The sequence below is a fragment of the Shewanella sp. SACH genome, assembly GCF_001887095.2.
GTDB classification, from domain to species: domain Bacteria; phylum Pseudomonadota; class Gammaproteobacteria; order Enterobacterales; family Shewanellaceae; genus Shewanella; species Shewanella baltica.
In genome coordinates, this window is sequence record NZ_MPDG02000001.1 from 1,672,750 (window position 1) to 1,684,764 (window position 12,015).

Annotated in this window: 8 protein-coding genes; 5 read left to right on the forward strand and 3 right to left on the reverse strand. The window is 47.5% G+C overall.

Annotated elements, in window-relative coordinates:
- Window positions 1–12 precede the first annotated feature (12 nt).
- Window positions 13–3,270 carry an efflux RND transporter permease subunit gene (locus tag BM607_RS07215; protein ID WP_071939347.1) on the forward strand — a complete coding sequence of 1,086 codons (3,258 nt, stop codon included), beginning with the start codon at window positions 13–15 and terminating at the stop codon, window positions 3,268–3,270.
- Window positions 3,267–6,314: an efflux RND transporter permease subunit gene (locus BM607_RS07220; protein WP_011847027.1), complete on the forward strand. Its 3,048-nt coding sequence runs from the start codon at window positions 3,267–3,269 to the stop codon at window positions 6,312–6,314. Before BM607_RS07215 ends, BM607_RS07220 begins: the two co-directional genes overlap by 4 nt.
- A 135-nt stretch (window positions 6,315–6,449) precedes the next feature.
- Here BM607_RS07220 and yqfB read toward each other — a convergent pair whose 3' ends face one another.
- Window positions 6,450–6,761: a N(4)-acetylcytidine aminohydrolase gene (gene yqfB / locus BM607_RS07225; RefSeq protein ID WP_071939346.1), complete on the reverse strand. Its 312-nt coding sequence runs from the start codon at window positions 6,759–6,761 to the stop codon at window positions 6,450–6,452.
- 363 nt (window positions 6,762–7,124) lie between these two features.
- On the opposite strand from yqfB, the gene BM607_RS07230 reads away from it, so the two are divergent.
- Entirely contained in the window at window positions 7,125–7,322 is a 198-nt protein-coding gene (locus BM607_RS07230; protein ID WP_011847029.1) for a DUF2986 domain-containing protein, read from the forward strand.
- Between the two features lie 195 nt (window positions 7,323–7,517).
- Here the strand turns inward: BM607_RS07230 and BM607_RS07235 are convergent, their stop codons facing one another.
- Entirely contained in the window at window positions 7,518–9,065 is a 1,548-nt protein-coding gene (locus tag BM607_RS07235; protein WP_071939345.1) for an MATE family efflux transporter, read from the reverse strand.
- A 48-nt stretch (window positions 9,066–9,113) separates the two neighbouring features.
- Complete coding sequence (locus tag BM607_RS07240; protein WP_006086228.1) at window positions 9,114–9,968, reverse strand: ion transporter; 855 nt, start codon at window positions 9,966–9,968, stop codon at window positions 9,114–9,116.
- Between the two features lie 439 nt (window positions 9,969–10,407).
- Here BM607_RS07240 and BM607_RS07245 point away from each other — a divergent pair, with 439 nt between their 5' ends.
- Together BM607_RS07245 and BM607_RS07250 are read left to right on the forward strand one after the other, a co-directional pair.
- Window positions 10,408–10,920: a L,D-transpeptidase family protein gene (locus tag BM607_RS07245; RefSeq protein WP_049765989.1), complete on the forward strand. Its 513-nt coding sequence runs from the start codon at window positions 10,408–10,410 to the stop codon at window positions 10,918–10,920.
- Window positions 10,921–11,095: 175 nt separating this feature from the next.
- Entirely contained in the window at window positions 11,096–11,770 is a 675-nt protein-coding gene (locus BM607_RS07250; RefSeq protein ID WP_071939344.1) for a VOC family protein, read from the forward strand.
- Window positions 11,771–12,015: the final 245 nt, after the last annotated feature.

Genomic DNA, 12,015 nt, shown 5'->3' on the forward strand with positions numbered 1-12,015 from the left:
TAGGAGCCTTTCATGTCAATTATCAGCACTTCCGTTAAACGGCCAGTCACGGTGTGGATGTTCATGCTAGCGGTGATTTTATTCGGTATGGTGGGATTTTCCCGCTTAGCGGTGAAGTTACTGCCAGACTTAAGCTATCCCACATTAACTATTCGCACTATGTATGACGGTGCGGCGCCAGTAGAAGTTGAACAGCTCGTCTCTAAACCGATTGAAGAAGCCGTTGGCGTGGTCAAAGGCTTACGTAAAATCAGCTCTATTTCGCGCTCAGGCATGTCAGATGTAGTGCTTGAGTTTGAATGGGGCACCACAATGGACATGGCGAGTTTAGATGTGCGCGAAAAACTCGACACTATCGCCCTGCCTTTGGATGTTAAAAAGCCATTATTACTGCGCTTTAACCCCAATCTTGACCCAATCATGCGTCTCGCGTTGTCTGTGCCCAATGCCTCAGAAGCCGATCTTAAGCAAATGCGCACCTACGCAGAAGAAGAGCTTAAGCGTCGCTTAGAAGCGCTTTCTGGCGTCGCCGCCGTGCGTTTATCCGGTGGTTTAGAGCAAGAAGTACACATTCAGCTCAATCAAGAAAAATTGTCGCAACTTAATCTCAATGCCGACGACATTAAACGTCGTATTAATGAGGAAAACATCAACCTCTCTGCCGGTAAAGTGATCCAAGGTGATCGCGAATACTTAGTGCGCACACTTAACCAATTCAATTCATTGGATGAACTTGGCCAAGTGATCGTCTATCGCGACGAGCAAACCTTAGTACGTTTATTCGAAGTCGCTACGATTACGGATGCCTATAAAGAGCGCAGCGATATCACCCGCATCGGTAGCCAAGAATCGATTGAACTGGCGATTTATAAAGAAGGTGATGCTAACACTGTCGCCGTCGCCCAAAAACTGCGCGATGAACTTGTCAAAATCAATCAAGATCCTAAGCAAAACAAACTCGAAGTGATTTACGATCAATCCGAGTTTATCGAAAGTGCGGTCAGTGAAGTCACCTCTTCGGCGCTGATGGGCAGTTTATTATCTATGCTGGTGATTTACCTGTTCCTGCGTAACATCATCCCAACGCTGATTATTTCCATCTCGATCCCCTTCTCGGTCATCGCCACCTTTAACATGATGTATTTTGCCGATATCAGCTTAAACATCATGTCATTAGGCGGTATCGCGCTGGCCATTGGTCTATTAGTCGATAACGCCATTGTGGTATTAGAGAACATTGACCGCTGTCGCAGCGAAGGCATGAGTAAGTTAGACGCAGCAGTCACTGGAACTAAAGAAGTAGCAGGCGCGATTTTCGCCTCCACACTGACGACCCTTGCGGTGTTTGTGCCCTTAGTATTTGTCGATGGGATTGCCGGCGCTCTGTTCTCTGACCAAGCGCTAACTGTCACCTTTGCCCTGTTGGCCTCGCTATTAGTCGCCTTAACCTCTATCCCTATGCTGGCATCGCGCGAAGGCTTTAAAACCTTACCCGCACTGATAAAAACCACACCTAAGGATAAACCCACCACTAAAATGGGTAAGTTTAAACACTATAGCGCGACTGTGTTTTCCTTCCCTATTCTATTAATGTTTAGCTACTTACCAAGTGCATTGTTGACCTTAGTGCTGATTTTAGGCCGCTTCTTCTCGTGGCTTATAGGTCTAATCATGCGTCCTTTGAGTTCAGGATTTAACTTTGTCTATCACAGTATCGAGAAGGTTTATCACAAGCTGCTAGCCTCGGCGCTGCGTCAACAAATGACCACACTGCTGCTCACCATTGCGATAACGGGCGCATGTATTAGCCTGTTACCTCGCCTAGGTATGGAGCTTATTCCGCCGATGAATCAGGGCGAGTTTTATGTGGAGATCCTACTGCCACCAGGTACGGCGGTGAGCGAAACCGACAAGGTATTGCAACAACTCGCGTTGTCCATCAAGGACAGACCCGAAGTCAAACATGCCTATAGCCAAGCCGGTAGCGGTGGTTTGATGACCTCGGATACCGCTCGCGGTGGTGAAAACTGGGGCCGTTTACAAGTGGTACTGACAGACCACAGTGCCTATAACGCGATCACTCAAGTGCTGCGTGATACCGCGCGCCGCATTCCTGAACTTGAAGCAAAAATCGAGCAACCTGAGTTATTCAGCTTCAAAACGCCACTGGAGATTGAGCTCACGGGTTACGATTTGAACTTGCTCAAGCGCAGTGCCGATAGCCTAGTCAAAGCATTATCCGCATCAGATCGTTTTGCTGACGTAAATACCAGTCTGCGCGATGGTCAACCTGAGCTGAGTATCCGTTTCGATCATGCAAGGTTAGCGGCGCTCGGAATGGATGCGCCAACAGTTGCGAACCGCATTGCCCAGCGCGTTGGCGGTACTATTGCCAGCCAATACACGGTACGTGATCGTAAGATTGATATTCTGGTGCGCAGTGAACTCGCCGAGCGCGATCAAATCAGCGATATCGATGCCTTAATCATCAACCCGAACAGCAATCAACCTATTGCTTTAAGTGCGGTTGCCGAAGTGTCATTACAATTAGGCCCCTCGGCGATTAACCGTATCAGCCAGCAACGTGTGGCACTGGTGTCGGCTAACCTCGCCTACGGTGACTTAAGCGATGCGGTGGCACAGGCGCAGCAAATACTGTCGCAACAGGTGCTACCGGCATCGGTTCAAGCCCGATTTGGTGGTCAAAATGAGGAAATGGAGCACTCATTCCAATCACTCAAAATTGCCCTTATCCTAGCAATTTTCTTAGTGTATTTAGTGATGGCAAGTCAGTTTGAATCACTGTTGCATCCCCTGCTTATCCTTTTCGCCGTGCCCATGGCGTTAGGTGGCAGCGTGCTGGGCCTGTATATCACCCAAACCCATTTGAGTGTGGTGGTGTTTATCGGTCTTATCATGTTGGCGGGTATCGTGGTGAACAACGCGATTGTGCTTGTGGATCGCATCAACCAACTGCGTAGCGAAGGTGTTGAAAAACTCGATGCCATTCGCGCTGCCGCTAAATCGCGCCTACGCCCCATTATGATGACAACGCTCACCACCACCTTAGGCTTATTGCCGATGGCGCTGGGGTTAGGCGATGGTTCAGAGGTGCGTGCACCTATGGCGATTACAGTGATCTTTGGTCTGAGTTTATCGACTTTACTGACCTTAATTGTGCTACCAGTGCTCTACGCCCTGTTCGACCGTAAAGTGTATGACGTTGCAGCAACAAATATCGCGCATGACGTTGAGGAGGCTCGCCCATGAACCTCACCCGTTTAGCCATTAAGCGTCCCGTGACCACCAGCATGTTCTTCTTTGCTATCTTGCTGTTTGGTCTCGCCTCGAGTCGTTTGTTACCGCTGGAAATGTTCCCCGGTATCGATATTCCGCAGATTGTGGTGCAAGTGCCCTACAAGGGCTCAACCCCCGCTGAAGTAGAGCGCGATATCACCAAAGTGCTGGAGGAATCCCTCGCCACTATGGGTGGGATTGATGAGCTCGAATCAGAATCTTCCCAAGAAGGTTCTGAAATCGAAATCAACATGAAGTGGGGTGAAAACGTTGCCACTAAGAGCCTAGAAGCGCGGGAAAAAATCGATGCGGTGCGGCATTTACTGCCAAAGGATGTTGAGCGAGTCTTTATCCGCCAATTCTCCACCGCCGACATGCCTGTGCTCACGATACGTATATCGAGCGACCGCGAGCTGTCAGGCGCATTCGATTTGCTCGACAAACAGCTCAAACGTCCGCTTGAACGTGTCGAAGGTGTCTCTAAGGTCAGCCTGTACGGCGTTGAACAAAAGCAGATTGAAGTGCGCATCAATGCCGACCGTCTTGCCGCCAGTGGATTTTCAGCCACCGACTTGCAAGCCCGTCTCGGCAGAGAAAACTTTGTGATTAGTGCTGGCACGCTTAGGGCCAGTAACATCGTTTACCAAGTGTCGCCGAAGGGCGAGTTTAGAAACCTTGAAGATATCAAAGCACTGGTGCTGATCCCTGGATTGACCTTAGGCGATATTGCAGATGTGCAGTTTGCCTTGCCAGAGCGTATCGAAGGTCGCCATTTAGATCAGCACTATGCTGTCGGTTTAGATGTGTTTAAGGAATCAGGTGCTAACTTAGTCGAAGTGTCTGAACGCGTACTAAAAGTCATCGAACTGGCGAAGCAAGATCAACAGTTCCAAGGTATTCGGCTGTTTATCATGGAAGATCAAGCCTCTGGGGTTAAATCATCCCTGATGGACTTACTGTTTTCGGGTTTAATCGGCGCCCTGCTGTCCTTTGTGGTGCTGTACTTGTTCCTGCGTAATCTGAAAATGACCTTAGTGGTCGTGTCGTCTGTGCCGATTTCCATCGGTATGACGCTCGCCGCCATGTATTTACTCGGTTACAGCTTAAATATCCTCTCTATGATGGGACTCTTGCTCGCCATTGGTATGTTAATTGATAACGCTGTGGTGGTGACCGAGAGCGTGCTGCAGGAGAAACAAGGCAAATCACCCAAGGATAATGAAGAGTCAGTGATGACTGGGGTCGATAAAGTGTCCCTCGCCGTATTGGCGGGCACTATGACCACTGCCATCGTATTTTTACCCAATATTTTTGGCGTGAAAGTGGAGCTGACAATTTTCCTAGAGCATGTTGCCATCGCGATTTGTATCTCGCTTGCGGCATCGCTACTGGTTGCTAAAACCTTGATCCCTTTGATGTTGACTAAGTTCCACTTCGACATCGCGCCCGAGAAGGATGCCGGTAAGTTACAGCGCTTCTACAACAATACGCTTAACTGGGTATTGCTGAGGCCTTGGCGTTCAGGCTTTATTGCGGTGGCCATTCTCGCGTCTACCGCCCTGCCGCTGTCTATGGTCAAACAGGATCAAGAAGACAGCCAGAGCAAGGAACGGATTTACATCAACTACCAAGTGGAAGGTCGGCATAATCTCAATGTGACTGAGGCAATGGTCAATCAAATGGAAGAGTATCTTTATAAAAATAAAGAGGAATTTCATATTGATTCTGTCTACAGCTACTACTCATCCGATGATGGTTCATCGGTGATCTTGCTGAAAAAAGACTTACCTATGCCACTGGATGAATTGAAAAAGAAAATCCGCAGCGGCTTCCCTAAGTATTCGATCGCCAAACCGCAATTTGGTTGGGGCAATGACAACTCTGGTGTGCGCGTGACGCTCACAGGTCGCTCAACCTCTGAGCTGATTAACTTAAGCGAACAAGTGATCCCTTTACTGCAAAATATCAAAGGAATGCAAGACGTTCGCTCTGAGCTTAACGGTGCGCAACAGGAAGTGGTTATCCGCATCGATAGGCAAATGGCGGCGCGGTTAGATTTAAAACTCAATGAAATCGCTTCGAGTATCTCTATGGCACTGCGCGGTTCACCGCTACGCTCGTTCCGTCACGATCCTAATGGCGAACTGCGCATCGAAATGGCCTATGAGAAAGAGTGGCAAAAGTCGCTCGAAAAACTCAAGCAGTTACCAATAGTGCGCATCGACCAAAGGGTGTACACCTTAGATAACTTAGCGAAGATTGAAATCCAACCTCGCTTCGATACGATCAAGCACTTTAATCGCCAAACCTCTTTATCGATTGGCGCTAACTTAGAAAACCTCACCACGGAAGAAGCACAAACTAAGATCAAGCAAGTGATGGAAAATATCCATTTCCCTAATGGTTACGACTATTCATTACGCGGTGGATTTGAGCGTCAAGATGAAGATCAGAATGTGATGGCAACCAATATGCTATTGGCTGTCGCGATGATTTATATCGTCATGGCGGCGCTGTTTGAGTCTCTGTTATTACCGACGGCGATTATCACTTCAATCCTATTTTCTATCACAGGTGTATTCTGGGCGCTGTTCATCACGGGCACGCCTATTTCTGTGATGGCCATGATAGGCATATTGATTTTAATGGGAATTGTGGTGAATAACGGCATCGTTCTGGTGGATCAAATTAACCAGATGACGCCGGATCTCGACAAATTGTCCGCCACCATTCGAGATGTGTGTATCACGCGTTTGCGCCCAGTATTGATGACAGTGGGCACCACAGTGTTGGGCTTAGTTCCACTGGCGATGGGTGAAACCCAAATCGGAGGCGGCGGCCCACCGTATTCGCCCATGGCAATCGCCATTATTGGTGGCTTGTCGTTCTCGACTTTAACTAGTTTGTACTTAGTGCCCTTGTGCTATCAAGCCTTGTATCGGATGCGCCATCGTGCCGCCATTCGTTTAGGCCAAGCCGACCGCGTAGCTCAAAAGCTACTACCTTGGACAGTGTAGCCAGCTTAAACAACTGAATATGCTTTTGAAGCACATGACATTGAAAAAATGAACAAAAAGGCTGCAGCGCAGCCTTTTTTATTTACGCATTTAGCGAGAATGTCTCACTGCACATTTTACTGTGACAGATTACTGCTACAAAATCCTAAAGCGGATCATAAACAATTGCTCAAGGCCGGGATAAATCTCAGCAATCACATCGCGTAGCTGTGGCAGAGTCATATTCTCTTGTTTGGCATGCATCTCGGTGAGCTCAGTTAACTTTACTGGCGTGACATCGATAATCTGGATATCACAAAACCAGCGGTCAGTTTCAAAGGTGGAAACAGGCAGAATTTGCCCCGCTATCACATGGGATTCGGCTTCATCGCGCAGGGTAATGGTTTTCGCGCCACTTAAGATATCGTGTTCAAAACGCTCGAAAAAAGTGATTTTATTAAGTAACACAGCTTATCCTCGGATTGTACAGGAGCAATAAAAAATGACATTAACGTCAGTTTATCGAACTAATAATGCTGGGCAATATAATGGCTTTTAACGCCAACTGACAGCAGGTAGCGCAAAATACTCGACATCGATTGAACTCATCCCTGTACTGCCCATTGAGTCAAACTCCCGTGAAAACGGGCGATTGCCAAATTGACCGCCAAATTAGTCACCAAAAAGTTGCGGTTCTTTTCGACAGCTTTCAATAAAACAATTCAGCAAAACATAGTCAGTTAGCTCAGATTGAGTTAGAATCCGCCCTCAATTGAGCCCTTGGCCTCATATTCCTGCGCATAGCGGGTGCGAAACGAAATTAGAGACGTCATGAACAAGAAACAAAAGATCATCAAGAAAATAGCTAAACGCGCTAAGGCCAGACTGAATAAAGTCGATCCCGTGACTATCGGCTCGCCAGCGAAATCAGGTTACATCTCTAAGGCCGATCGCGCAAAAATGGCGGCATTAGAAGCCACGACTGAACAAGTCGAAGGCCAACAAGACGCGCCAAGCATTGAAGAATAAGCAGTACTGAAGAATAAGCGTACCGCAGAATAACGCTTTCTAGCGGCGTATTGTTGTGCATTGTTAACCCGACTAGATTAACTGTAAACGCCGCTTCAAACAAAAATGCCACAAGCAATCTTGTGGCATTTTGTTTTTCTGTATTCCTAAGGGAGCGCTGCTAGCCTGCTTTGGCAAACCACATAGCCTATAAAGTCAGTTCGGCTTTTTACCTTCTTCCAAATACGTTATCGGCAATACCGACTCACTCTCTTGCTCCTCGGTTAATTGCGCCATCTGCACGCAAGAGGATGAAAGCGGATTGGTCGCGCTCGGCAAGTTCTCCGCTACACAATTAGCGATTTCTTCTTCCTCAGTCAGCGCAACATTGCAGGGAACAGCATTAACGCCACCGACATTCGCCATCGCGGAAAACTGGGCCTGCGCCGCCACTTTATCCACTAAACGATAAGCAACCCACACACCTAAGGTGCCAAACAAAATAGACCCTAATATTTGCCCAATCAATACGCCGTAAACTCCGCCCCAGAGTGCACCAAAATACACAAAAGGCACTGTGCCTAAGGTGGCTTTACCGACATTGAACAGGGTGGAGTATTTTGCCTTGCCGAGGTTATTAAAGGACGCATTCGCCACAAATAAAATCCCCGAAAAGATAAAGAATACCGCGATATAACTGCAGAAGAAGTGGATAAGGTCGGCGCTATCACCCTTCATATCAAACATACTGACAAGATGCGACTTAAGCACAAACAGCACTAATGACATCACCAACACATACACAGCACAAAACTGGATAGCTCGCGTTAAGCTCTCACGAACTCGGTCAAACTGCCCCGCACCAAAGTTTTGCCCAACAATAGGTCCAATCGCGCCCGAGAGCGCAAAGATCATCCCAAAGGTCACCGGGATTAAGCGCCCTAATACCGCCCAGCCCGCCACATAAGCGTCACCGAAATCGGCAATGGCTCGGGTCACAAAGGCATTACCGATAGGCGTTGCCACATTGGTTAACATCGCAGGGCCCGCAATGGCAAAAATGGGTTTTAGATCGGCGACAAAATGCGCCTTATCGAAATGACCTAACAACTTATGCTTCACCACAACGCCGCGACCAGCAATCACAAATACCGCCACCCGCGCTAAGACTGATGCCAATGCTGCGCCTTCTATCCCCATTGCGAACATGAAGATAAAAATCGGGTCGAGCACCGCATTGACTCCGCCGCCCGCTAAGGTCGACATCATGGATAACTTTGCATCACCCACGGCGCGCAAAGCCCCGCCGAGCGCCATCGCAAGACAAATAAAGGGCAAGGAAGGCACTAAGATATACAAGTAGCTGGCCGCAAGCTCAGCCGTATGGCCACTTGCGCCCACTAAGGCAACCAACTCGGGGATGAAGGTAGTGACCACCGCGGCCACCAGCACACTAATCAGCGTTGTCACAACAGCGCTATTGAGTAATAACCGCTTTGCCAGCACCACATCTTTTGCGCCTATCGAGCGAGACACTAAAGCGCCTAAAGCAATTGATAAGCCTATCCCAATGGATGTAGTGAAAAAGGAGATACTGCCCGCATAACCTACAGCCGCAGCAAGCTCATGCTCCCCTAATAAACTCAGGAAAAAGATATCCAGTAAATCCACCACAAATAAGGCAGAAATCCCCACCGCGGCGGTCGAACTCATCACTAAGATGTGGCGTAATATGGGGCCTTCAACAAACTTGGCTTGCGTCATACGTGTGTTTTACCTGCAAAAAATAATAAGTGTCCGCCAACGCAATGACTAAGCGCCTTTTTCAACGGGGGTATCTAGACTATCTAACTCGCATCCGCAACGGCTACAGTACATGGCATCAAGATCGTGACCGGTTTTATGGCATTGATTGCACGAGCGTAAATCTCGATGACGCCCTACTTCTTGGGAGATTTCCGCAGTTAAAATCCCAGTTGGGATCGCGATAATTGAGTAACCAATCAGCATAGTAAAAGCCGCAATCGCCTGCCCTAATCCCGTTTTAGGGGTAATGTCGCCGTAACCTACAGTGGTAATCGTCACAATCGTCCAGTAGACAGATTTAGGAATTGAACTGAAACCATTATCAGGCCCTTCAACCACATACATTACCGCACTGAGCACCATAACGATCAAACTGACCGAGAAGAAAAACAAAAAAACCTTACGGCTCGACTGCATCATCGCCCTAAGCAGCACATTTCCTTCACTCAAATAACGCAGTAATTTGAGTACGCGGAAAATCCTAAATAACCTCAGTATCCGGATGACTAAGGTAAAGTTGGCGCCTGGGATCAGTAACGCCAGATAACTTGGCAATACCGATAATAAATCGACGACGCCATAAAAACTGCGGGCATATAACACAGGATGAGTCGCACAGTACAAACGTAGACCATATTCAATGGTAAAGATGACAGTAAAGACCCATTCCAAGACGCGAATAATCTGCCCATATTCACGATGGAACATTTCGACCGTATCGAGGAACACTAAACCGACACTCAGCACAATGCACACCATTAAGGCGATATCAAAATAGCGGCCAGCGGGGGTATCAGTGCCAAAAATAATGGTACGTAATTGACGTTTTAATGGGCTTTCGGATTCGATATTTTCAGACATACAAACTTTGACTTCCTTGCAACAAACTAACGTAACACTGGGATGATACCAATCACATTAAATATCTAATCAGTTCAGAGCCTCACAGGCATCTCAATCCAAGGCGTATTGACGCAGAAATGGTTATTCCCTTTTAAGTCAATGCAACACCGGAGTGGGATGCCTGTGAGACTCCCGAAGGGCGGTTTTCAACGCGCTTTATACTGCGTTTAAGGCTTTCGACAGAGCACCACTATGCCTTCAAGCCTTCGCCTTGTCTAAAGCGCGTTGAACTCCCGCTGAATGAACAGATATTTAATACGATTGGTATTACATCATAAATATCCCACGAGTCTGCCATGCAATTGCACTCAGCTCAAAATTATCTACTCACAGCAGGATAAAATTGCGGTATGATGCCGAAAAAAGCCAACAACTAGTGTTAATTTTCGAGGACTTCATGCGCGCCACCCTACTTTCCACATTGACCTCCCTCACTGTGACTATCGCGGCACTCGTTTCACCCGTATTACATGCCTCTGGCATGGGTAAAGTGGATCTTGTGGTGATCACAAAATCCGAATCCAGTATGGCTTTATTGCGCGATGGCAAAATACTCAAACAATATCGCATTGCTATGGGTGACTTGCCAGCAGGACACAAATTAAAGGAAGGCGATCAGCGCACACCACAGGGGCGTTATACCTTAGATTATAAAAAGCCAGACAGTGCCTATTATAAATCGATCCATATTTCCTATCCCAACGAAGAAGATAAACTTAGAGCCAAAGCTTTAGGCATTAGACCCGGTGGCATGATCATGATCCACGGCCAGAACCCTAAGTCGCCGCTGCCGCCAGAACAAGCCCAGCAATACAACTGGACCGACGGCTGTATCGCGATTACCAACGCCGAAATGGATGAAGTGTGGAAAGTCGTCGATGAAGGAACGCCGATTGAGATTTGGCCGTAACCTTAGCCAACTTCCCGATGGCAACACGCCAAATAGATAATTGCACGATATCAAACACGCCCAGCTTAATGGGCGTTTTTATTTAACCATTTACATCATATCGTTAGCTGTATTATCCCCGTTAGTTTGTGTAAGGGATAAAAACTAACGGCAATACACATGCCTTGGAGCCTATATGTCATCATCCAATGAAGCTGCCACGCCGCAGAGCACAAACATCAGCTATGAGCAATTAACCCAAAGCTGGCCCGCCTTCGAAGCACAGATTTTAGCCTTACTTGAAACCTTAGGCTTAGCGGATAAAGCACTGGTTTGCGATCATGTCGCGCTGCGCGTCAATTCCATCGCCAGTGCCGATGCCCTGCGCGATACCTTTAGCCGTGTAGGTAAGATCATTTCAGACAATATCATCAATGGCCGTACGATTCTGATTATCGAACTGGATACCCCACTCACGCTCGGTCAATTCAGCATTGCCTGTGTTGAACTTCCCTACCCCAGCGACAAAGTCTATCCGCAAGAAGGCTGGGAACACATAGAGCTAGTCATTGATTCTAAAGCCAAAGATTGCGATACCCTGAGCCAAGATTTGCTCGCCCTGTGTCCCAAACTCAGCGCTTTGCTACCATCAGAACAGGCTGCTGAGCCTGTTCCGTCAAGCTCACTAGGCTTGAACTCACAAGGCATAGCATCCCTTGCTGGGATAAAAATTAAGATGAGCTCGCCCAAAGGGGATAAAGAGCGTTTAGCCAATCCGACGATCGCCTTTAAACGCGATGATGTGTGCATTAAAGTGCATCCCCATGGCATAAAAGCGGTGATCGCGAGCGAACAAGTATTTGAATGTTAAGTCAGACTTAAACGCAGGAAAATAAAACTGAGCTTAGATTTTCATTGGCACTTGCCTTAGCTAAAACCTACGATAGTAACGGAGTTAACATCTGAGCTGATGACTATTTAATCAGACTCAGTGTTCAGATTATTTTTAGGCCCGTTTTTTGGTCGTTTTGTCAAAAATTGCCAAAATTAAATCTAGAAAACAGCATATTTAGCGTAACTTAGGACGTATAACTCGCAGAAGCCATCAGGCACACA

Bases quoted from the DNA above. Each gene is read 5' to 3' on its own strand.
- BM607_RS07215 (WP_071939347.1), top strand. From the start codon at position 13: ATGTCAATTATCAGCACTTCCGTTAAACGGCCAGTCACGGTGTGGATG.
- BM607_RS07220 (WP_011847027.1), top strand. From the start codon at position 3,267: ATGAACCTCACCCGTTTAGCCATTAAGCGTCCCGTGACCACCAGCATG.
- BM607_RS07230 (WP_011847029.1), top strand. From the start codon at position 7,125: ATGAACAAGAAACAAAAGATCATCAAGAAAATAGCTAAACGCGCTAAG.
- BM607_RS07235 (WP_071939345.1), bottom strand. From the start codon at position 9,065: ATGACGCAAGCCAAGTTTGTTGAAGGCCCCATATTACGCCACATCTTA.
- BM607_RS07240 (WP_006086228.1), bottom strand. From the start codon at position 9,968: ATGTCTGAAAATATCGAATCCGAAAGCCCATTAAAACGTCAATTACGT.
- BM607_RS07245 (WP_049765989.1), top strand. From the start codon at position 10,408: ATGCGCGCCACCCTACTTTCCACATTGACCTCCCTCACTGTGACTATC.
- BM607_RS07250 (WP_071939344.1), top strand. From the start codon at position 11,096: ATGTCATCATCCAATGAAGCTGCCACGCCGCAGAGCACAAACATCAGC.